The sequence below is a fragment of the Psychrobacter sp. PAMC 21119 genome (genome assembly GCF_000247495.1).
Taxonomy (GTDB): Bacteria; Pseudomonadota; Gammaproteobacteria; order Pseudomonadales; family Moraxellaceae; genus Psychrobacter; species Psychrobacter glaciei.
The window spans coordinates 74,174-97,410 of the sequence record NZ_AHVZ01000022.1; the positions used below are offsets into that span (position 1 = coordinate 74,174).

At 42.4% G+C, this 23,237-nt stretch carries 19 protein-coding genes, 1 tRNA gene and 2 pseudogenes; 8 read left to right on the top strand and 14 right to left on the bottom strand.

Annotation, left to right across the window (positions count from 1 at the left end):
* Positions 1 to 216: 216 nt before the first annotated feature.
* The gene (gene dps / locus RH96_RS08935) at positions 217 to 699 is read left to right on the top strand and encodes a DNA starvation/stationary phase protection protein Dps (protein ID WP_010200004.1); all 483 of its coding nucleotides are present in this window, start codon (positions 217 to 219) and stop codon (positions 697 to 699) included.
* A 283-nt stretch (positions 700 to 982) separates the two neighbouring features.
* Here dps and RH96_RS08940 read toward each other — a convergent pair whose 3' ends face one another.
* From RH96_RS08940 to RH96_RS08950, 3 genes are all read right to left on the bottom strand, one after another.
* A complete protein-coding gene (locus RH96_RS08940; RefSeq protein ID WP_010200008.1) occupies positions 983 to 1,255 on the bottom strand; it encodes a DUF2059 domain-containing protein in 273 nt (90 codons plus the stop codon).
* Positions 1,256 to 1,353: 98 nt separating this feature from the next.
* Positions 1,354 to 2,490, bottom strand: coding sequence for a cation diffusion facilitator family transporter (locus RH96_RS08945; protein ID WP_010200009.1), 1,137 nt, complete (start codon positions 2,488 to 2,490; stop codon positions 1,354 to 1,356).
* 65 nt (positions 2,491 to 2,555) lie between these two features.
* On the bottom strand, positions 2,556 to 3,110 hold the full coding sequence (locus tag RH96_RS08950; RefSeq protein ID WP_010200010.1) for an acyl-CoA thioesterase: 555 nt from the start codon (positions 3,108 to 3,110) through the stop codon (positions 2,556 to 2,558).
* A gap of 487 nt (positions 3,111 to 3,597) precedes the next feature.
* Between RH96_RS08950 and ampC the strand changes: the two genes are divergently transcribed.
* The 4 genes and pseudogenes from ampC to RH96_RS08970 form a co-directional block, all read left to right on the top strand.
* Positions 3,598 to 4,773: a class C beta-lactamase gene (gene ampC / locus RH96_RS08955; protein ID WP_010200011.1), complete on the top strand. Its 1,176-nt coding sequence runs from the start codon at positions 3,598 to 3,600 to the stop codon at positions 4,771 to 4,773.
* Positions 4,774 to 5,427: 654 nt separating this feature from the next.
* Entirely contained in the window at positions 5,428 to 6,156 is a 729-nt protein-coding gene (locus RH96_RS08960) for a class I SAM-dependent methyltransferase (protein WP_010200012.1), read from the top strand.
* A 74-nt stretch (positions 6,157 to 6,230) separates the two neighbouring features.
* Positions 6,231 to 6,590: pseudogene (locus tag RH96_RS08965) on the top strand (transposase); the annotation flags it as partial.
* Between the two features lie 37 nt (positions 6,591 to 6,627).
* A pseudogene (locus RH96_RS08970) lies at positions 6,628 to 6,867 on the top strand (serine hydrolase); the annotation flags it as partial.
* An 84-nt stretch (positions 6,868 to 6,951) separates the two neighbouring features.
* Here the strand turns inward: RH96_RS08970 and RH96_RS08975 are convergent.
* The 7 genes from RH96_RS08975 to RH96_RS09005 all read right to left on the bottom strand — a co-directional run bounded on the left by RH96_RS08975 (position 6,952) and on the right by RH96_RS09005 (position 14,609).
* On the bottom strand, positions 6,952 to 7,818 hold the full coding sequence (locus RH96_RS08975) for a hypothetical protein (RefSeq protein WP_010200015.1): 867 nt from the start codon (positions 7,816 to 7,818) through the stop codon (positions 6,952 to 6,954).
* A 201-nt stretch (positions 7,819 to 8,019) separates the two neighbouring features.
* Positions 8,020 to 8,805 (bottom strand): tRNA pseudouridine(65) synthase TruC, encoded by a 786-nt coding sequence (gene truC, locus RH96_RS08980; protein ID WP_010200016.1) that lies wholly within the window; start codon positions 8,803 to 8,805, stop codon positions 8,020 to 8,022.
* A 146-nt stretch (positions 8,806 to 8,951) separates the two neighbouring features.
* Positions 8,952 to 9,362, bottom strand: coding sequence for a DUF2177 family protein (locus tag RH96_RS08985; protein ID WP_010200017.1), 411 nt, complete (start codon positions 9,360 to 9,362; stop codon positions 8,952 to 8,954).
* 76 nt (positions 9,363 to 9,438) lie between these two features.
* Positions 9,439 to 10,833, bottom strand: coding sequence for an SAM-dependent methyltransferase (locus tag RH96_RS08990; protein WP_010200018.1), 1,395 nt, complete (start codon positions 10,831 to 10,833; stop codon positions 9,439 to 9,441).
* A gap of 132 nt (positions 10,834 to 10,965) precedes the next feature.
* The gene (locus RH96_RS08995; protein WP_051000731.1) at positions 10,966 to 12,024 is read right to left on the bottom strand and encodes a DUF1365 domain-containing protein; all 1,059 of its coding nucleotides are present in this window, start codon (positions 12,022 to 12,024) and stop codon (positions 10,966 to 10,968) included.
* 16 nt (positions 12,025 to 12,040) lie between these two features.
* Positions 12,041 to 13,804 carry an NAD(P)/FAD-dependent oxidoreductase gene (locus RH96_RS09000; RefSeq protein ID WP_010200020.1) on the bottom strand — a complete coding sequence of 588 codons (1,764 nt, stop codon included), beginning with the start codon at positions 13,802 to 13,804 and terminating at the stop codon, positions 12,041 to 12,043.
* Positions 13,805 to 13,871: 67 nt separating this feature from the next.
* Complete coding sequence (locus RH96_RS09005; RefSeq protein WP_010200023.1) at positions 13,872 to 14,609, bottom strand: SDR family NAD(P)-dependent oxidoreductase; 738 nt, start codon at positions 14,607 to 14,609, stop codon at positions 13,872 to 13,874.
* Between the two features lie 519 nt (positions 14,610 to 15,128).
* Here RH96_RS09005 and RH96_RS09010 point away from each other — a divergent pair.
* Positions 15,129 to 16,331, top strand: coding sequence for a pyridoxal phosphate-dependent aminotransferase (locus tag RH96_RS09010; RefSeq protein ID WP_010200026.1), 1,203 nt, complete (start codon positions 15,129 to 15,131; stop codon positions 16,329 to 16,331).
* A gap of 289 nt (positions 16,332 to 16,620) precedes the next feature.
* Positions 16,621 to 16,696 (top strand) — tRNA-Asn (locus RH96_RS09015).
* Between the two features lie 452 nt (positions 16,697 to 17,148).
* Here the strand turns inward: RH96_RS09015 and icmH are convergent.
* The 4 genes from icmH to RH96_RS15145 are packed head-to-tail and all read right to left on the bottom strand — an operon-like array spanning position 17,149 to position 21,073.
* A complete protein-coding gene (gene icmH, locus RH96_RS09020) occupies positions 17,149 to 17,961 on the bottom strand; it encodes a type IVB secretion system protein IcmH/DotU (RefSeq protein ID WP_010200033.1) in 813 nt (270 codons plus the stop codon).
* A 57-nt stretch (positions 17,962 to 18,018) separates the two neighbouring features.
* Positions 18,019 to 19,365 (bottom strand): type VI secretion system baseplate subunit TssK, encoded by a 1,347-nt coding sequence (gene tssK, locus RH96_RS09025; RefSeq protein ID WP_026037248.1) that lies wholly within the window; start codon positions 19,363 to 19,365, stop codon positions 18,019 to 18,021.
* A gap of 9 nt (positions 19,366 to 19,374) precedes the next feature.
* A complete protein-coding gene (locus RH96_RS09030; protein ID WP_010200047.1) occupies positions 19,375 to 20,073 on the bottom strand; it encodes a hypothetical protein in 699 nt (232 codons plus the stop codon).
* Positions 20,074 to 20,116: 43 nt separating this feature from the next.
* Positions 20,117 to 21,073 (bottom strand): M15 family metallopeptidase, encoded by a 957-nt coding sequence (locus RH96_RS15145; RefSeq protein ID WP_051000732.1) that lies wholly within the window; start codon positions 21,071 to 21,073, stop codon positions 20,117 to 20,119.
* A gap of 541 nt (positions 21,074 to 21,614) precedes the next feature.
* On the opposite strand from RH96_RS15145, the gene RH96_RS09040 reads away from it, so the two are divergent.
* Positions 21,615 to 23,132 carry a hypothetical protein gene (locus RH96_RS09040; RefSeq protein WP_141629725.1) on the top strand — a complete coding sequence of 506 codons (1,518 nt, stop codon included), beginning with the start codon at positions 21,615 to 21,617 and terminating at the stop codon, positions 23,130 to 23,132.
* Positions 23,133 to 23,237 lie beyond the last annotated feature (105 nt).

The following is a 23,237-nucleotide window of genomic DNA, read 5'->3' on the forward strand; positions in this document are numbered from 1 at the left end:
AAAAACTCACACAATCTTGAATAAATTTACAAAGATTTTCATGGTTAACAAACTCCTTACACGACCACCTCATAAAGCCTAACACTGAATGGTTCAATCACAGATTTAAGCTGTTATTATTCATAACGAATCAACAAGCACTACTAATACAAAAACCAAATAAGAAACGAGTGACCTATTTAATTCAATAAAACAAAATACATAATGGAGTAAGATATGAGAGAACGTTACGCAAGTGGAATTTCCGATGAAACTGCCAAAAAAATGATTGATGTGTTAAACGCTAACTTAGCAAATGTCATTGATTTAACTTTAGATGGCAAACAATGCCATTGGAATTTACAAGGTACTGGCTTTATCGGTGTGCATCAATTATTAGATGACACGTCAGACCGTATCCTTGAAGTATCAGATACTATCGCCGAACGTATCGTAATCTTAGGTGGTCAGCCAAACGGTTTGGCCAGTCGCGTGGTAAAAGAATCTATTTTAGACGATTACCCTACTGACATTACCGAAGTAGATCAGCATGTTCGCGAGCTGACGAGCCGCTACAAGAAAGTCGCGGAAGCTTTGAGAGAAGCGATCGCTACTGCTGGTGATGCAGGCGATGAAGACACAGCGGATCTATTTACAGAAGCCAGCCGTATTATTGATAAAGATGCATGGTTCATCGGTGCAAATGCGCCGAAGAAATAATACCGTTATAAGTTTAGTTGATTATTAACGTTATTATATTAAGTGAAAAGTATTATATGAAGTAAAAATAGAAAAGGTCACCTGATTGGGTGACCTTTTTTTATGCACGCATGTTCTATCATGTTCTATTTAAGGGCTTTTAGTTCTTCTATAGTCAGTTCAGAATAAAATCGATACATTACTAGTTAGGTGCGACTGGTATAAATTTTCCTTGCTTGCTACTATCATAGAGGCTACGAAAAATTCATCCCAGTCGCACTTTATCTGTTTTAAAGTGAATCCACTATATCATAATGGGCAAAGCTTTCTTTAGCTCGGCTGAAACATTCTGTATCATAATAGACTGTTTTTCTATTATGCTAGCCCCTAAGTCGCTTTCGTAAAAATCGATTTGAGCGTTAACTTCTTCTTGAGTAAAATACTTTTTTGCTACATTGATGCAAGCTTTAGTCAGCGTTTCAACATCTGTAACCTCATCAATGTGCAAGACTTTTATTGATTTGACAAGAGAGGCTTCAGTCGGAGCTAATAAATGATTGGCTTGATTATTAGACATAACCGCTTTACTGCTTTGGTTAGGCTCCCTTTATCACTAACTCAGCATTCACCGCTTTATAGCCACAGTAGTTGTTAATAGCACCGTCATCTAGACTGTCATGTAAACCCTTGTTCATTAGCCAAATAATTTTCCGGCAAAGATAATGTTGTGGCATTGGGCACAGACAGTGTCAAAATAGCTTCTTGAAAGATAGGATTACATCGAAACAAATTTTCAATGTCTTCAAATTTTTGCGCGATTTCTTTTTCTTTTTGATTGCCAGTGATGTCTACTGCCGCCACCATAAATATTTTCTTGGGTCCCACCCACTCTAGGTGTAAGTAAGAAACACTATCAATATCTGCATGATTGAGCAGCTCGCTCAACGCATAGGAATGCATCCTATCAGACACCTTGTAACCAATCAAAAAATCCCGATTACGGCTGATCAAAAAGATAGCGACCACGCCTAATAATAGCCCGACGACGATAGAACCTAGCGCATCCCAAAAGGGCTGTCCGGTATAAGCATGCATACCCATCGCAGCCGCAGCGATAACCAAGCCAACTACAGCCGCTAAATCTTCAAAAAATACACCGCGTAAAGTGGGGTTCGACGTATCGACCACATAACCAATAGCGCTGACATTAATCGCTTCACCATGTTTTTTACTTTGCAGGTACGCCTGCACCAACGAAAAGCCTTCTAGCACAAAGGCGACTGCTAATATAATAAAACCAATGGTATAGTCGGTCTCGCTCTCAGCCGCATTCCACTCGGTGATACCAGTATAAATGGAGACAATGGAACCCGCCATAAAGACGCCAAATGCCGCAATCATCGACCAGACGTATGACTCTTTACCGTAGCCGAGCGGATGACTTTCATCAGCAGGTTTGACGGATTTTTTTTCGGCGACAATTAATAAAGTGCCGTTACCTGCATCTGCCCAAGAGTGTGCTGACTCTGCAATCATAGAAGCAGAACCTGTCATAAACGCCGCTACAGTTTTGGCAATAGCAATGATGAGGTTGGCCCCGACGGCAATCAAAACCGTCGTCAATGAGGCAGAATGCTGTTCTTCTTTGTTGGTTGCTGACTTAGAACCATCAAAGCCGGAACGAGAATTACCATCAGAAGTGGCGTCGTTAATGAGCGTACCAGCACCTCGAGCACGACTATTGCGGCGTACTGACTGATTAGGAGTAAGAGTAGGAATATTTGAATGGGTTTTTGATGGCTTCAAACTCATAATAGTCTCAGTAAAATAGCGAATATTTAACCACTAAGCTGGAAACCCTTGGCTACTGTGTCATGTTACTTAGCTTGATTGTCATGACTGCTGGCTAGCTCACCAATCATATTCTCAATATCACAGCTAGGACGGTGTGAGCTTTGCATACGTAGGTTCTTACGTTCTAAGCCTGCATCAAAACGACACTGCTGCATCAAATTTTTGATATCAAGCGGCGGCGCAGGAGTTGGTTTGCCATTGTCATCGATGGCGACCATCGTAAAGTAGCAGCTATTGGTATGACGAACCGTACGCGCCCGCACATCTTCTGCTTCGACACGTATGCCCACTTCCATCGACGTTCTACCCACGTAGTTGACGCTCGCGGCAAAGGTCACCAGCTCACCCACATAGATTGGCTCACGGAACATCACCTGATCAACCGATAGCGTCACCACATAGTTGCCGCTATAGCGACTGGCACAGGCATAAGCGACCTGATCGAGCATTTTGAGTAAATCACCACCGTGTACATTGCCGATGAAATTTGCCATATCAGGGGTCATTAGCACCGTCATATATAGTTCATGGTTCAAAGGGGCTTTTTTGGCGGTGGAGGTAGTATTGTACTGGGGCATAACATTCCTTACGGTGTTCTAAAATTTATTGGCCTTGAGCGACCAAACGGGTTTTGATCACTTGCCTTCAGTAATTTTTTATAAAGATAACCATTCTCATAGTCTATTATAATAGTTTCCATTATAGCAGTCTATTTTGAGTGGTTTGTAAATAGGTTTAAAGGGTGAAATCACTGGTTCCACTTGGGTATACCTTAAAAGATCCAATCAACGGTACGGAATCGCCAAAATTGTCGGGGATTCCGTGCTCTGAGATATATTCAAAATACCTCAAAAACGCGACGATACTGCTGATATTAATTTTTCGTAGCCTCTGTCTGCACAGGCACAGCAAGCAAGAAAAATTGATATTAGCAGTGCGTGATGTATCGATACTGCTTTTCACTGACTATAATGTAAAACGGTATACCCGAACTGAAAGCAAAGCGCTATTTGCATAAGCATTAAATTATTAATACATCTATTAGAATAAATGAGAAACCCTATAATGAAACAACCCTTTCAAACCCTGTTAAATCAAGTCGGACTTACCGCTTTAGTGACAGCATCATTACTATCTGGAACCGTACAAGCAGCAGATAACAATGACCATCTAAAGAGCACAGTTGATCAACAAGCCAAATTACTAATGAATGAGCATAATATTTCAGGAATGGCTTTTGGTATTATTGTTGATGGTAAATCACATCTCTATCATTATGGTTTGGCTGACAAGAAAGCCAAAATACCTGTCTCAGAAAACACTATTTTTGAGCTAGGCTCAATTAGTAAGACGTTTGCTGCTACCTTAGCCAGTTATTCAGAATTAAATGGCACACTTGCATTAGAAGATACCGCTGACAAATATATTCCTTACCTAAAAAACAGCGCCATTGGCAACACCAAGCTTATAAACCTAGCCACCTATTCAGCTGGTGGTCTACCGCTACAAGTCCCTGATGACGTCAAAAACAATGAAGAGTTGCTCCGTTACTATAAATCTTGGCAGCCTGTATTCCCTATCAACTCAAAGCGTCTGTATTCCAACGCCAGTATCGGTCTGTTTGGCTATATATCGGCATTGAGCATGGACGCTGATTACACACAATTGATGGAAGAAAAAATACTGCCGTCACTCAATATGCCCAACACCTTTATCAATGTGCCTAGTGACAAGATGGCTGATTATGCATTTGGTTATAACGCTGCTGGCGATGCTATCCGAGTCAATCCTGGCATGTTAGACGCTGAAGCCTATGGCATTAAATCCACCATTAAAGATATGACGCATTTTATGGCGGCGAATATGGGGCTAGTACCGCTGGATAAAGATATTCAGCAAGCACTAAATAATAATAGAAAAGGTTACTATCAGGCGAGCACTTTTACACAAGGGTTAGGATGGGAGATGTACCCTTATCCTACTCAGCTAGATACCTTACTCGAAGGTAACTCAATGGATGTGGTGCTAAAGCCTCAAACCATTACAATAGACAATCATCCAACGGCTGTCTTAAATAACGTCTGGGTCAACAAAACAGGCGCTACTAATGGGTTCGGTGGCTATATCGCTTATATTCCTGCCAAAAAATCAGGCATTGTTATTCTGGCAAATAAAAACTATCCAAATGCAGATAGGGTCAAAGCAGCCTATACGATTTTAGAGAGTGCGATGACTCGTTAATTAATCTTGAGTCACAAAGCAACCTTATAGAAAACAGCCTTTCATTAATAATCCAGTCCGTAGGTTGGGTGGAGCTTGCGACACCCAACCTAATAGATTAAGATCAACTTTACCCTATCACTCGTAGAGTATCATGCAATATCGAAGGCACTATCATCAAGGAGCGAGTTATTTCTTCACTATCAATCTTGCGGGATCGGTTGTTGGATCACTATTACATGACGATAAAAGGTCAACATAGTCATAGAGTGTCGTTAGATATGATATAGAGCACCAATTGATGTTTTTCACTAAAGTCGTTAAAATAGTGTGTAAACACCCTTATTTTATTGGTTTATTATGCGAAATATGTACGATTCAGATCAGCTCGTTACCCGAGTGAACTCTAACAATTGCTTGCGATGAAGTATTGTTCAGAGCCTGATAAGGAGCTTTAGCTTCCTTACATTCATCGCCACATTACTTGTATGCCTCTTTTATAGGGATGGCGGCGGTTATTTATGTGGCGATTAAATCAGGACCGTGGATGATAATTCATCCACGGTCCTTTTCGTTTGAGTTGTCTAACGGCAGCTTAATAGAGCGAGCAGGGCTTCCCTTGCTCGCTTTTTTTTGCCTCGTTTTTAGGGGATCAAATTACTTTCGGAGTTTATTATGTCTCAAAATATTTACGATAATCAGGCTTTTTTCGATGGTTATGCTCAACTACCACGCTCTCAGTTTGGCTTAAAAGCTGCACCTGAATGGGAGACTGTTAAGACCCTACTTCCAGACATTTCCGGAAAACGAGTCATAGATCTCGGCTGTGGATACGGTTGGTTTTGTCGCAGTGCACGAGAATTAGGGGCTACCGAAGTTCTTGGTATCGATTTGTCCGAAAAAATGCTGGCACAGGCACAAGAGCTCACAAATGATAGTGGCATCAGCTACCAGTGCGAGGACCTCGAGCATCTTTCACTACCGAATCAGGCTATTGACTTGGTATATAGTCAAATGGCTTTACATTATCTGCCTGATCTCGCTCCGCTATTTTCTGTCATCTATCAATCACTGCAACCTGACGGTTGGTTTGTCTTTACTGCCGAACACCCAATTTATACTTGTTCGGTACGCCAAGGTTGGCTCACTGATGATGAAGGTCAGCGATCATGGGCAGTCAACAACTATCAAAATGAAAGTCAGCGCGTAAGCAACTGGCTAGCTGACGGGGTGGTAAAATATCACCGGACTTTGGGCACTATATTAAACGCGCTGATGGCTGCTGGTTTCACTATTCGCCATGTTAATGAGTGGGGCCCAACAGCGCAGCAGATAGCAGAAAACCCTGCGCTTGCTGAAGAAGCGGAGCGCCCAATGATGATATTAGTGTCTGCACAAAGATAAAACGACACCAAAGCGTTTTGGTGCGACTGCCTCCATTTAGGGCTTGATATCAAGTCCTAAATGGAGGCACTGATACGCTTGAGATAGCAGAGGCCAACCTTGAGCACTTTGATGAGGTGTGGGGTGATAAGTACCCGCATGTGGTCACCTCTTGGCGTAATAACTGGGAGGGCTTAACGGTGTTTTTCGAGTATCCTAAAGACATCAGAAAAACGATTTATACCACCAATACGATAGAGTCGCTAAACAGCGTCATTCGTACGGCGGTGAATAAGCGTAAGGTGTTCCCATCTGATCAGGCAGCATTCAAGGTGGTGTACTTAGCAACTCAGCAGGCATCAAAAAAGTGGTCAATGCCCATCCGTAACTGGACGTCTGCTCTTAATCGCTTTATGATTATGTTTGATGACCGCATCAGCAAGCATTTAATCTAAATGGCAGTTACACAGAATTTGGGATACCCTCCCCTACGAAGGTAACTCGATGGACGTGGTACTAAAGCCTCAAGCCATTAAAACAGACAATCATCCAACGGCTGTTTTAAATAACGTTTGGGTCAATAAAACAGGCGCTACTAATGGGTTTGGTGGCTATATCGCTTATATTCCTGCCGAAAAATCAGGCATTGTCATTTTGGCAAATAAAAACTATCCAAATGCAGATAGGGTCAAAGCAGCCTATACGATTTTAGAGAGTGCGATGACTCATTGATTAAGCATGAATCACAAAGCAACTTTATAGAAAATAGCCTTTCGTAAAAAACCCAGCTAGATGCTGGGTTATTACATTCAACTTTTAAGAGCACCCTTCGACCAAATAAATCGCTTCTGGTATACCGATATCTATGCTTTCTACCTTACCTTTTAATAGGTTTTTATTGCCTGCTGTCCACTCAGTCGCCTTAATTGTAGAATCACTCAGCTTTTGACCGCCCTTGATATGATATTCAATTTGTAGAGGCAGCTTGTCCTGTTTATCATTAAGCTCAATATTTTCGTCTTTTAATGATTCTCCAAGTGGGCTTTCTTTTATTACCTTGAAATTAACATTAGCAATCAGGCTATAGTAATCACCATCAACCGCATATTTATCGACCTCGTAGTCAAGCTCATCATTATGTGCTTTCATAACCGCTGTGGCTGAATCACCAACATTTATGTCTTTATAAAACGCTATGCTTGGATCCTGAATACTAATCAGGGCAACTTTACCATCTATGATTTGATATAGCACAGAAGCACGATCACCGTACTCTTTATCGATATAGCTCAATTTTGGATTACTGACGTAATAGCACTGTTCGTTATCACTCTTTGCTCTGGTCATTCCTAGGCTACTTAGCAGCTCAGGGGTAATAACCTGACCAAAGCTTAACTTTTGATACCCTGACGGGCTGACGATTTGCTCATCAGCTATATCTGCTACTTCGTTAGTTTGTGTCTTATCCATAACACTCGTATCTGTAGGCGCTGGATTGACAGACATCTCATCATTCTTAGCCATGTCTTTATCTACAGTATTCGTTTGCACAGTGCCGTTATTATTCGAAGATGAGGGCTGTGAGTCACAGCCTGTCATTAGTTGCACAGTACCGATTAATAAAGTAGAAATCACTGCCGTCTTAATTATTGTCAATGACGATGTTAAATGAAAAATCAACATGGCTGAACTCCATAATCTAAATTATACATATTAATATAAACTTCAATGGACTCAGTATAAACTGTTTTTTTATGCTCAATGTTATTCACAGTAATGTCTGACTATCTCAGGAAGTCAAACCATTGATATTTTAAGCTGCAGCGCCAGTATTTCGACTATTTTGAAATGATTTTATAAGACAGAACCTAAACTTTACGCGGCTCAAACTTCAGCGCTCTCTACCCAAGAAAACGCTTCCATGATACTCATCCATTGATCGTCTAATCCCGCCTTTAGCAATAATGGCTCGCCGGTGACCGGATGGCTGAGCGCTAAAGTTTGAGCATGTAGCAGCATACGTGCGCAGTCGTATTGAGTACGAAAAAATCGATTGTGCCGTCCGTCACCGTGGCTGGTATCGCCCACTATGTGATGGAATAGATGTCTCATGTGCCGACGCAGCTGATGCTTGCGACCGGTCTCGGGGGTTAAGCGCATTAGACTATAGCGGCTAGTTTCATGCTTTTTTGACACCGCAAATGGCAGCTCAATTTGAGCCAAGCTCTGCCAATGGGTCACCGCCTCTTGAGCGGGCTTGTCCAAGTTGGCAAACTTATCGGCAATGGCATCGGGCTTAAAACTTAATGCATAATCAACGGTGCCCTGCTCTGGCATAAAGCCACGCACCACGGCTAAGTATTGCTTGGAAACCTTATGCGCAGTAAAAGCCTCGGTAAGGCTGCGCGCCACGGCTGAGCTCTTGGCAAACAACAATACGCCTGATGTCGGCTTATCTAACCTATGTACCGGAAATACATGGCAACCTACCGCATCACGGGTGAGTTGCATGGCAAAGCGGGTCTCTCCTTTATCCAGCCAACTGCGATGCACTAATAGACCCGCCTCTTTATTAATCGCCACCAAAAACTCATCTTCATAGATAATTTCTATTGGGTTAGCGATTTGATTGGCGGTGTCACTTTCGATATCTATGTTTTCAATGCCCATACTTTAGTTACTATTATTTTAAATAATGTAATTATATATCTACTGTCTTTTATATATACCCTTTTTATTGCCCTTTTTGTTGCCCTTTGACTGGCCTAATAAATTTGGACTGTATTTCAGAGAAATAGGCGGTATATAAATAATGGTTAGCTCAACCAATGAAAACGGTACGCCAGCCAAGCAACGATAGCGCTCACTGAGCCAGTTAAAATTCCACCCCACGCAAAATCTACTAACGCGGTATCTAAAGTAAACCCTTTATACAAAGCTAAGTTGGTAAAGTCATAAGTTCCATATGCCATCAGTCCTATCAGACCACCCAGTAAGAAAATATGACCAACAGACGCTCCTGCCTTGATTTGCGGATACAGAACCAATATACAGAGTGCCAATATATAAAACATATAAAACACGCCAGCGGCCATCATATTTGGCTCATCAGCCAATAGATGACCGATACGCGACTCATAAAAAGCCCCTTTCATGGTCGTAAGCCAAACCGCATCAACGCCCAAAAATATGACAACAGCAGCCAGATAGATAAATACGTAAGCCATAATAATATCCTTTTATAAGGGTTGCTCAGCGTTAGACGCTTTTGCACCAACACGCAACCTCAGGTCAAACAATGCGTTAAGCGGATACCTTGTCTGCCGCTGGCAAATCAGAAAAATGCAGCGTATCGATGTTATTTGGTTTGACCGCTGTTACTTGTACCACGCCGATGGTGCGCTCCAAAAATCCGCCTTCACAGTAGCAGAAATAAAACTCCCACAAGCGGATAAAGGCTTCATCATAACCGAGTGCTTTGATTTCGTTGCGCTGTGCCATAAATGCTGTGCGCCAATCGCGCAACGTATACGCATAATCAAAACCATAATCATGCAATTGTTTGATAACCATATCGGTCTGCTCAGTAAACTGAGTATTGAGCTCTTGGTTGGACAACAGACAACCACCTGGGAAAATATGGGTCTGGATAAAGTCGACCGAATCGATATAGTCTTGATAGTTCTGATCATTAAAGGTAATCGCTTGCAGCACCATCAGCCCTGTTGGCTTAAGCAAACTATTACACTTAGCAAAAAACGTCGGCAAGAATTCATGCCCGACCGCTTCAATCATCTCGATACTGACCAATTTGTCATACTGCCCAGTCAGCTCACGATAATCCTGCTTGAGGAGGGTGATTTTATCAGACAGTCCAGCAGCTTCGACTCGCTGCTGTGCCTCATTATACTGCGCATCAGAAATGGTCGTTGTCGTTATATGACAGCCGTAATGCTTGGCGGCATAAATAGCGAAACCGCCCCAGCCAGTACCGATTTCAATGACATGGTCGTCAGCACTCAGTTGTAGACGTTGACAGATAAGCGCCAGCTTATGCTGCTGGGCATCGCTCAGTGTCGTATCAGGCGACTGATATACTGCCGATGAGTACATCATAGTATCGTCCAAAAACCGCTCATACATATCATTGCCCAAATCATAATGCGCTAAGATATTAGACTTGGAGCCAGATTTATCATTACTACGTAGTCGGTGCTTGGCTTTTTCAAAAGTTTTGCTGACCGCAGCGAAGCGGTTTTCTAACTGGTTAAGCACAGCTAAGTTGCGTGCTGCCAACCGAATCAAGCCGGTCAGATCATCCGTATCCCACTCACCATTGATATAACTGTCTGCTAGGGCAATTGAGCCACCAAATAGCAGCTGACGATAGACGGCACTATCATGAATCATCACAGTCACATTTAAAGGATGGCGACCCACTGCTGAGCTGCTCGTAGCCTCAGCGGCTTTGCTACCAAAGCTTTGCTCTTTAGGCGCGTGCTCATTGAATGCTTCGATCAACGTAATACTGCCGAACTGCACGTGCTTTAACGCGCGAAAGATCAACTTTCTTGCCAAACTATTAATACGGTCATTGACTGGCCGCAATACAGCACTGTCATTAACGGCCTTATTAATACGTGCGGTAAATCTTCCTAATGTCGAAGCTGGATTTCTGCTGGTCGGTCGTGCTGACATCGTCTACTTATCCTTATCTAAAGGCCTTATGTTTGGACATTAGGCTCTTGAAGTCGCGTGGCTTAATTCTGAAACTTGATTTCAATTTTGTACTGAGTTTTACATTTATACTGAATGTTAACTTTGCGCTGGTTAAACACTGTCTTTTTTATTAGCGGGTTGTCGCTGTTTGCTATCCGCTAGCTTTTCATCATAATTAATATAAGGCACTTTTTTAATCGCATATAGCTTAAAAGCATGCCAATAAATACGCGTTAACGACGTCATATTCATCAGCGGATTTTTGCGCAAGCTATCACGCACCGTTGCCTCGGTCATTGGTACGCCAGACATCTTGATCCCAGTCTTTAGCACCTCTCCCCGCTCGTCGCTGATATCGATGGCAATGCGTACTTGTAAGCAGTTATCTGGCTGTTGTTTAACCTTAACTTGCCAGCGATAGAGCTGGTCGATAGGATTAAATGGCGAGACATGAAAGTCTTTATCATGGCAGAATTCGGTGTCCGTCCCATCTAATAAAAATCCGTAATAGTGACGTTTATTCCATGGTGTATTAGAGACCTCAGCCAATAAATGCGTTGGCTGTTGCTGCTCATTGAAACCCAGATAAAAATTGACAGGGCTAAAATATATACCTACATTGCGGCAAACGACCAAACCTAGCATGTCACCACTTGGCGTGCTACCAGCATGGGTCATAAAAGCCTGACGCAGTTTTTGCTCAAGCTTTTGATAGCTACTGACGTTAACTAATTTATTGTTGGCTACTCTATTATTAGCTTCTTTACTGTTTTTAGCGTTTACATCGAGCGATTTTTTAGCATCATTTGGATTATTATTTTCACTTAGGCTATTTGGCTCTTGCGAACTTAATTCTTGTGATATGCCTTGTAAATAATCATCAGGATAGAACTGCTGTAATGCCTTTTTTCCTGTGGAAAATAATGGCAGTCCTTTTAAGCGCTTACGTTTACCAAAGCCTGCTGTATCGACTTCAGGGAGCGCCTGCCCTGCTGCTAACGCGCTAATATTGACACCCCAATAGCGATACGGATACACAAACTTATGCACATTTGGCAGTAGCCGACTGTGCCACGTAGTCCCATGAAATAACTGGTGCGGCAAGCTGTCAGAGTTACAAGGTAACTCATGCTCTGGCATTGCGTGAGACGGATGCGCTGGGGTCGTCATAGGACTCTCTTTTATTTCACTCATTACTATGCTGCTTAATACTATGTTGCTTAGTACTATGCTGCTCGGCTTTACGTCGACCAAATAAGCCACGTTTTTTCTTTTGTGTCGAGTCATTAGTGGCAGACTGTAAACGGTGAACGTAATCAACCAATTCCTGATTGGTCGTTGCCGTCACTACCTGACGCTTCGTCAGTTTACGTGACTGTTTATCCGCTTTTACTGGCAAGTCTTTATAACGAAACGGTGTGTGTGCGCTATCGCTATCCGGCAAGTGACTTGGGTCGACTTCATCTTTTATGTCAATATTATGACCGAGCGCTTGGCAAACTCTTAGACCACTACGCACGCCATCTTCGTGAAAACCATTGAACCAATATGCGCCGCAAAAATGCGTATGCAAACCACTGCCAGAGATGTCTGACCAGTTACTTTGAGCATCAATCATCGCTAGATCAAACACGGGGTGGCTGTAATCAATACGTTTAACAACCTGCCTATCGTCAATATTTTCATTAGCTGCGGTTGGATTCAATGTGACCAAATAATTATGCTTTTTGGTCAAGCGTTGCAGAATATTCATATGATAAGTGAGTACAGGTTTTGAGGCGGCCTCTACGCGCTCAGTCTTTGTAGAATCAGTCTTATCGTCTATCAGATAATTCCAGCTTGCCCACGCTAGAGGTTTTTTGGGCAACACTTGGGTATCAGTATGCAGGACAGCCGTATTTTTGGTAAAGCGGAAATGACTCAACACGTCAGCTTCATCGGTACTGGCATCTTTTAGAATCTTGAGCGCGGTATCTGCATGGCAAGCAAAGATAACGTCATCAAACACAAGGTTTTCCATACTGTTATCAGCATTATCTTTGTTCTGAACCATCAATAATACTTTATCACCATCACGAGCCACAGACTGTACCGGAGTATTGACTCTTACCTTGCCGCCTGCTTTAACGAAGCGGGGAATCAATTTATTAACATATTGTTTAGAGCCACCTTTAATCGTAAACCATTGCGGGCGGTTAACCACATCAAGCAGGCCGTGGTTATCAAAAAACTGGGCAAAAAACACCAATGGAAAATCTTGTACTTCGTCCAGACTGGTTGACCAAATAGCAGATACCATCGGCAGTAGATAGTTATCGGTAAACAGCTGACCATAGCGTTTTTGCGCTAGATAATCGCCCAATGTTTGCGCAGTAAAGCCGCTGACATCTTGCCCCTGTGCACGCGCCGCATCATAATCTTGACGCAGCTGCTTGATATGCTTGTTAAACTGTAGGATATCTTTGATAAATTGCCAAAACTTAGGATTGAGGACATTTTTGCGCTGCGATAATAGTGTGTTGAGTGTATGACCATTATATTCAAAGTTACGCGCGGTATTTTTTACTGAAAAACTCATATCCGTTGCTTGAAACGGCACTTGTAACTCATGAAGCAAGCGAAAAAAGTTGGGATAAGTACGCTCGTTAAAGACAATAAAGCCGGTGTCTATCGCGCTGTTTTCTACTTTACTGCTCTTTGCTTTTTTGCCATCTTGTAGCGCCACATCGATGGTGTTTACATGCCCACCAATATAATCATTGGCTTCAAATATCGTCACATCATGCTCTGCTATCAGATAATGAGCACAAGTCAGTCCTGACACCCCCGATCCGATGATAGCGATACGCTTTTTCACGGGCGCATTAGCTGAATCTTTGAAGGCGTTGGGCTGTTTTTTATTGGTTGACACTGTATTCGCACTGGCACGCTTACGACGATTGAACAGCATAAAAGTATTCCTTTCTATATTATTTTTGCTATTTTTGGATAAGCGATATTTTATAAATCTCAAAGTCTTATTTTTTATTCATTTTTTCACTGACCCGTTGCCAGACCAAATCTGGCAACGTAGCCAGCACTTTTAATGGTAAGGTAAGTTTTTTGGGGAATTCGATTACATCATGCCCACTGGCAATACCATCGCGTATCGCTTGGCTTGCCTGTTTTGGTGTCTGTATAAATGGCATAGGAAAATCATTTTGTTTGGTCATCGGCGTTTCGACAAAGCCCGGAACCACTAAGCTCACCGATACATCCTGCGGAGCAAGACTAATCTGTAAGGTTTTCATAAGATAATGGATAGCCGCCTTTGAGCTACCATAGGCTTCGGCACGAGCAAAAGGCACATAAGCAGAGGCTGAGCCAATACCGACTAAGCGACCTTTTGAGGCAATCAGCTTTGGCAACACCCCTTCGATGGCGTGCGATAACGTGCCCATATTGACTGACATGACTTTCATAAACACACTACTGTCAAAGTTTGGCATGTCTAAATATTCACACATGCCAGCACCGCAAATCGCCACATCAATCTGGCTAATCTTGTCAAAGGCTGCAATGACTTTTTCTCGATCCATGAGATCCAAATCGATCGTCTCTGCCCCTAGTGCTTTCAGCTCAGCCAGCGCTTCATCATCACGCCCAACGGCATGGACATAATGACCGTCTAACAGATAGTCTTTGACCAGTTGCTTACCAATACCTGAGGTCGCGCCAGTGATAAGTATGTGTTGTTTTTCGGGAGCGTTTGTCATCGTTAATATCCTTTTTAACCAGTTTTATCATATAGAAATCTTAACCGCCATAATGCATTAATCGCTCATTTTTTATGTTTATTGATAGTGAGTATTAGTAGCATTTACATTAACCAAGCATGGCGCTTATTTACCAAATCTAAATAATTATAGTATAAGGCTGCATCTCTATTGTTGTGACTTCGCAATCAATGACGCACAAGTCATGGTATCAATGTGACATATACTTGATCAAACAAAGGTTAAAACTCTCTGCAAAAGCGTCATTTTCTGTTACCGCCTCTATGAGACAGCGTAATAGCAGCATGCTACAATGCCAAAACTGGCAACCTTTATACTGAGCGCTAACGACTTATTATTCAGTAATGCGCGCGTATCATTCAGCAGTAACCAATACGCATAATAAAATGACGCTAAAAACGCTTAAACCATCTTATAACGTGTCCTGATAACGCTTAAAACGTTATATAATTACCAGCAGATTTTCACCAACCCATTCCCATACAAAAAGGAGCTCTCATGAGCGAATTGCAATTGTCTGACCGTGTCAACAACATCAAACCATCCCCTACCTTAGCAATCACCAACAAAGCCAAAGAGCTAAAAGCCTCAGGCAAAGACATTATTGGTCTAGGTGCTGGCGAACCTGATTTTGATACACCAGAACATGTCAAAAAAGCAGCAATCGATGCCATCAATGACGGCTTCACCAAGTACACTGCTGTCGATGGCACCCCAGAGCTCAAAAAAGCCATCATTGAAAAGTTTAAGCGTGATAACGACATCAGTTATGAGCCAAACGAAATCTTGGTATCGGTCGGTGGTAAGCAATCCTTCTTTAACCTTGCCCAAGCTTTTATCAATCCTGGTGATGAAGTGATCATTCCAGCACCGTACTGGGTCAGCTATCCTGACATGGTCATCATCGCAGAAGGCGTGCCAGTTATTGTTAAATGCCCAGCTGAGCAGGACTTCAAAATTACCCCAGAGCAATTAGAAGCTGCTATCACTGACAAAACCAAAATGCTGGTATTGAACAGCCCTTCTAACCCAACGGGCATGATTTATACGCTAGATGAGCTAAAAGCCATCGCTGAAGTGCTGAAAAAGCACCCACAAGTCTATGTGGCCTCTGACGACATGTACGAGCACATTCGCTGGACGGGTGATAAGTTCTACAATATCTTGAATGCTGCGCCTGAGCTTAAAGACCGCGCGATTATTCTAAATGGCGTGTCAAAAGCATATGCGATGACTGGCTGGCGTATCGGCTATGCTGGTGGCCCTGCTAAGCTGATTGGTGCAATGAAAAAAGTACAATCGCAATCAACCTCATGCCCGACCTCTATCAGTCAAGTCGCCGCCGAAGCTGCTATCAGTGGTGATCAAAGCGTACTAGAGCCTATGGTCGCGGCATTTGAAAAGCGTTGTGATTTGGTCGTTGATGGTCTAAACGCCATTAAAGGCATTACTTGCCTACGTCCTGATGGCGCATTTTATGTCTATCCTGACATCAAACCACTCATCAAAGCCGCTGGCCTATCGTCATGTACTGAGTTTTCAGCATGGTTGTTAGAGAAAGTTGGCGTTGCGGTCGTTCCTGGCGATGCCTTCGGTCTGGGTGGTTATATGCGTATCTCTTACGCCACTGATGAAGCGACGCTAAAAGATGCCTTATCGCGTATCGAAAAAGCAGTTGCTGATTTAGACGTTGCTGAATAACGATTATATTTAATCTACTATAAACAGTAATAAGCATTAGAAATATGTAAATAAAAAAGACGCTCACATAAATGATATGTGGGCGTCTTTTTTACTGTGGTTTTAACAACTATCGGTAATGAAAAACGTCTTAAAAGCCTTCATTATCCTATTAAAAATCATTAATGTTGTTAATTATGCAAAAAAAGCTTGACGTATTTTTTATCTTTGCTAGAATACGCCCCACTTAGCAAGAACTCGTTAGAGACTTTCTAAGCTCGTTGTAAGCCATTAAACACTTACAGCTTATTCTCCAATAGCTCAGTTGGTAGAGCAACGGACTGTTAATCCGTGTGTCCCTGGTTCGAGCCCAGGTTGGAGAGCCATATTTTAGTAGTAAATTTTTTGAGTCATCTTTGATTCGATTATGGCATTTGCCAAGACCCTCATCACTTTGATGGGGTTTTTTTATGGGTGTTATTTATTGCTTTATGTTTTAGATGGTATAGTCATTGGAAGGTAATATCGATACATCACGCACTGCTTATATCAATTTTTCTTGCTTGCTGTGCCTGCGCAGACAGGAGGCTACAAAAAATTGATATAAGCAATACCGTCGCGTTTTTAGGATATTTTAACTATAGTCAAATACATATAAATCCGCTACATCGTCATCCTCGTTAAGCATACTAATGTATAACTTGCACTCGGTTTCCTTGTATCGAAATTATTTGAATTCAACTATATCCTAAAAATATTTTACTACTGACTCATGAAAACGACCGTCAGTGCTAAACTAACGGCCGTATTTTACATTATTATCGGTAAATACAAGCAGTTACGGCAAGAAAATTGAAATATGCGCTTGTTCTTTATTTTCTTGGATGACGTTATCATAAGCTGAGAGTTGATGATCCGTGAAGCTATTGGTCAGATACCACATGGTTGTAAATATCGCGGTCAATAGCACTGCCATTACGGCAACGATGATCCATAGCGGTGTTTCACTGGTCAGTGTGTGCTTAATCTGATCAGGAATCGCCCAAAATGGCGAAAACTCATTTTTATTACCACGCAAATGCTCAATCTCATCACCCAAACGCGAGATAAGATAGCGAATCTTTTCTGGCGCCTCCAAACGATACTTTCCTTGAAAGCCAAGCAACATCGCATAATGATAGACTTCTAACGCTGGCAGACGCCTCTCCCCTTGTTCACGCAGACCATCTAAGCGCTCAAAGAACTCATTGCCAGCGATTTGCGAACCAAACAAATCTAACTGTAAAGGGTTTAGCTCCCAAGCGTCCTTTAACGTTTGAAACTCTAGCTCTTGCGACGTCATGATTGTCTCATCAATCAGCGCACAATAAGCATACTTGGCTTCGTGAATATCTTCTGACAAAAAGCCTTTTTTACGAGCATTCATTTCGAACTTATCTAAAAACTCGTATATTTTTTGACGGAACTTACGCGGTTCGGTACTAAAATAATGATTACGCAATAAAAAAACCAAGTAAAAGCCGTCATACATAATATCAACCAGCGACTGGCTGTTGATGCGTCTATCAAGGCCATTCGCTGATACTTTTGATGCCACCTCGCCTGAATCTAGCAATGAAGGCGCAGAACCCATTGAATTGTTTACTGACATGATGGTTCCTAATACTTATTAGTTAAAAATGCTATTTGATACGAGTAATACACAACGCTACTGTACGATGGCCATCAGCTCTATTTTTAAGTCATCAAAGCCGTTAGGTACATAAATACAGATAGACTCAGACTTAATCATCTCATCATACAGCTCACCGACTGGTTCAATAGTGAAATAGCTAAAGCCTGGTCTTACCGGTATCGCACTAGGTACTTGGGTGACATGCGAGACTGGTGACCCCGGTAGTGCTGATAGTACCCGCTTCTCTACCGCGTCTGGCGTTGCCACTTTGAAGCGTCTTGGCACGATATCAATGAGCTCATGCATCGGTAGCGATGAACTAACAGACAGATACAGCTGTGAGCTGCGAGTAATCTTGTCACTGCTCAGCTCCCCTGTGTAGTAAGACGGTTTATTTTGACGCAAAGGAATAGAGATAAAGTTGCTAGCAATCACCGTATTAAGAAGCTCACGAATGATCAGAATGATATTAATAAAAGACTCATTGGCATTGTCATGCTGATAAGACGGCAAATCACCTACTTTATATAATGAGCTAAAGGTCGCCAATTGACTGGCAACATTCAATAGCGCCTCATAAAGCCGTTCTGGATGTAGCTTGGCATTATTGTATAAATGGCTGAGCTGAGAGTATGCGGTATTCAGCGTATGCAAAAGCCAAAAAGACGCAATGTCTGATGAGCGAAACTCTAGCAAATCATTGTTGGATTGACGATGATGGTCATAGAGAGAGGTGGACTTGGTATTAATCATCGTCATCAAGCGATAGACTTGGTTGACCAATGCAGGATTACTGGTGATATGGACGCTAGGTACAATATAATCCTCGTCCACTTGGTAGACACCTTGGGTGGTACGTAGCAACTTAGCAACTAGTAAAGAGACGGTATCTTGACTGGGCGCTTGAGCAGAATGGCTCAGCTGCAAGCTTGGTGACAGTTGAATAACATCGATCATCGCTTCGGCAGCTTGACTGTACAGGTCTTGTGCCTCGACCGTATTTCTCACATAGCGTGCTGGGTTATCGCTTTGTTCTGTCTGTATATTGCTACCGCCACTATGAACAATCTCAAGGCTCAAAAACACAAATATCTCATCGTCGTTACTGTGAGCATCAAGCGTAATGGGCTTTGGCAGCGCATCGATACGTGGCGCTTGATAGATAGTACCGTCTGGCAGCACACCGTAGATGCTTTGGAAGCTTAATAAATTGCTCTCTAGTAATTGCTTATCAATTTGCACGTCTGCTATGCCATAAGCATAAGGGTGCATCAGTGTCATACTTAGTGCACGTTGCGAGTTATGATAGCTGTCTTGAATCTGAAAATGCTGGGGTCTTAAAAACAGTCCCTCTCCCCATAATACTCTATGTTTACTCAAGGCTATCTCCTACAAGCAGCTAACCAGCGGTTGCTGATAATATTTAAGTTTGGTGGTAAAGTCAGGCACTAACTCTGGATTGACGCCTTCTTTGATATTGATATCACAAGCGCCAACATTTAAAACCAGTGCTTGGTCAAAATCGATACTATCAAGTGGTATCAATACCTGCGAGCGTTTTTGCGTATGTCTCAGTCCAACCTTGATGGCAATAAACTGTGCATCCTGTGGAATACTTAGCTTAAGACTCGTGGCACGATTGGGAATGACGCTAACTTCTTTAGCAGCCCGCTCCTCTACCTCAGCGAATTGATTCTCTTCTTCTAAAAATCCAATATAAGCCGTGCTCGCGGTGCCTTGTTTGGCACGTCCAGCATTGGCATTAGCCGCAGGCAGAATTTGTAGAGTAATACTTTGACGTTTTAGCTGTTCTTGTAATGCTTTTTGCTCGTCATTCATTGACTCAAGCCGTTGTTGCTGCTGCTCTAGTTGCGCTTTTAGACTTTGCAAATCTTCATTCATTGCCGTGCTTTTATGGCTAATAACGTCTTTCATGCTATCGATGACGGAGGCTTCGTTATTGTTGCCTGACTTGCCTGCCAGTACAGACGCAGTACTATCAGACTTACTAGCACCACTGAGGCTACATCCTGATAGCGTGGTCGTTAATACCCAACCAAGAGCCACTGCCGCTATAGATAATTTCATACATTTGTCCATATTATTTCTGTATTTTGCTTTGTTATTGTCGTTATTGACTGGTCAAAATCTCTGCCATTTGCGGGCGACCAAGCACGCCTTTTTTGCGCAGCTCAACATGGCCCAAATCCATCATACGCCAGTCTCCACCCCACACTAGTCCAGCCGATTTTGCTACTTTACCATATAACTTGTAGCCCTGCATCGCCCATGGATCCTTTTCAGTAATCACAATTTTACCATTTCTAATAAAGGCGCTATCACCTGCTAGACCAAACTGATGATAGCTCTTATAAGATCCTGCCTTGGTGACATTTGGGCCTTTTTTGAGTAAGCGTGCTTGCCTTCCCGGACTACGATAGCCCTCTAACAGCACCATGTCATAACCATACTGATCACTCATCACCTTATAGACAGTCAACAGCCGTTGGACAAACTCAGAGTTCATCTTATTCCAATTACGGTCAGCATTTCTGATGTTAATGTGCCCATTGCTGATATGCGATGCCAAAATATCACCCGAGTAGCCCGTACTATGATCTTGGGTATTTAAATCAGACAGGTCAGGTTCAGGGAGCATTATAGGCCTTTGTACTGGTGACGCGTCTGTCACCACCTCTGGCCAATAGCCCTCGTCGGTTTGCGTGGCTTGATAGCTAGCAATCTCTGCTTCTAGCTCAGCGAAAAGCTCGGCGGGCGGCTCAGGTGGCGGTCGTAAACGCTCCCCGACCAGTAGTTGACTGATTTGCGAATTGGCGATATTCAATGAGTCATCTTGAGCATGATAAACCTCAAGAGAGTTATGCGTAATCAGAAAATAACACCCTGCTGTCGTCGTAAGAATGGCTAAGACAGATAAAGCAGGAACGATAGGAATGCTGTGATACGAGATACGTGGCACAACTGGCAGCTTGAGCGTGGGGCTTCGAAATTTGATCGCTGAGATGCCTTGCCAAGCAGTGCTCACCTTATTAAACAGTCGCTCATACAGCTGACGATCAAAAAGCATGATAATCACTGTAATGGAGACAAGCGTAAAAAGGATAACGACCAAATAAATCATAGGGAAAATAATGGCACAGTGAGGCATAAAGAAAAACAGCGGGCAAAGTATTGGAAAATACTAATGTTCAGCCATCAGCATGTCGTAGCTGGCTATTATATAGACAGATGGAATGTTTTTTTATAAAAAACCCAACTTAATTGTATTTTTTATTAACTGGCTATATTGACTAGCGATATAGCATGGCGATGAGCAAAAATCGAGAAGAAAAACCATTCTAAGCTATTTAACCAAGCAAAGTAATGATACATGGTAGCGAGAAATCTTCAAATACCATAAACTACCTCTAATAAAATTATGTAGATAAGGGGTATGGCAAGTGGGCGTAAAAAAGCTAATAACTTACGGGCGCTATGCTCTTGCACTTTTTTTAGTCATTTATCTGTTATTGGTTTGGATGTACTTTAAAGATAATACGCTGCAACTTACCTCTGCAAGACTTCTCTTATGGTTTGTGATTATTCCAATAACTTTGTTTGGCTTTATCATGTTTATCAGATGGCGACAAAAAAAATCAGAAGCAGAAAAACTAGCGCCAACTCAGAAATTAAGCAAAAAAATAAAGACAACACCTATCGATTCCTATCAAATGTTTATAGATAGCAGCATCTGTCTGCCCGAAGGGACTAGTTGGTCTGAGATCATAGATAATGATGACGATCTCACGGTATTGAGTGAGGCGCTATCAGACTTTGACGGCTTACCAATATTAACCAAGCCGATTGAGGGTGTCATCACCGAACAAGCAGCGCTCTACGCTCATGATGATGAGCTAGATAACGAGGCATATCCTGAAGATGCGGCTGAAAGCCTAAATGAGCTAACAGTGCGTCTATGGGCATTGATTGATAATCAACTTACCGCAAGTGATGATGCACTAAGTGTACTGGCTCAGCATTTCGAGCGCATTATGCAACAAAATAACCATGAGCCAGATTCCGCTCTCAGTATCCACCCAGAATGGCAGCAACACTATATCGCAAGCGCACAGGAAGACCCTTCTGCAGATACCAACCTCCCCGTTACCTCATTGTCTACGCTGTCTGTTTATTTGTCTATTCCTGAGCTGGCTGACGCTAATTATCTGGTTGAAAGGCTAAAACAGCAATTGGCAACCTATGGCATTCCCGAGCAGCTACTCACTATTCAGACCATCATCGCTGATGAAGACCCAAATCTTCCTAATAAAAATGCTCGTCATACCAATTCTTCTCATAATAGCCATGACGGGGCTGATAGCGAGTCCTATCAGCCGCTGCAATTCATTCATGAGCAGCTTATTACCCTAACCAAAGCTGCGACCCCCGAGATTTGTCTTTTTATCACCGTCGACTCGCAGATTAATGAGCAATGGCTTGAAACAAATTTATATGCAGACAACGCCTCCAATCTCTTGCCTACCGAAGCCGGTGTATTGCTGATTTTTTATAACAAAGCCGCCAAAGACCTTCTCGATCTAGATCACAAGATCCGTTTTTCCATGACTGAAATTGGCGAGGCGCTACCCAATGACGCCAGTAGTATGGCCGCTGAGGTGCCGAAGCAGGCTTATAGCCATACTCGCCAGCATTATTTAGCAAATTTAAAAACGATAAAACAGCTGTTACTGGATAATTCATTTGCTCTATTAGATCGCCATGACGATAAAACCAAGGCAGAAGAAAAAAAGTCAGCGCAGGCCATTGACAATAAAACAACAATGACAGATGCGTTAAGCGAAAATAGCATCACCCTCTTGTCAGACATTAATCCAGCAACACAACCTTACGACTTATCCCTACTTATGACATTTATCGATGAATTTATAGCGCAAGGGGCGCTAGTAAATGACCATCATTTAGGGCATTATATGCCTCTGAACTCATGGTTACAGCCTTTTTTAAGTCTCGCACTGTTGGTCAGCGCCGCCAAAAACCAGCCACAGGAGCCTGATATTAAACTCCTTATTACCCAACATAAGCATTGCTGTGTGTTGTGGCTTGCAGAGTCTAACCAAACACTTTAGCCACTTTTAGTTCAGTTAATATTGCTCGTTTTATCGCTTATATCAGTCATTGTTTATGATGAAATGATGACTCTCTATTATTTTAAGATCACATTAGGTAGCAGG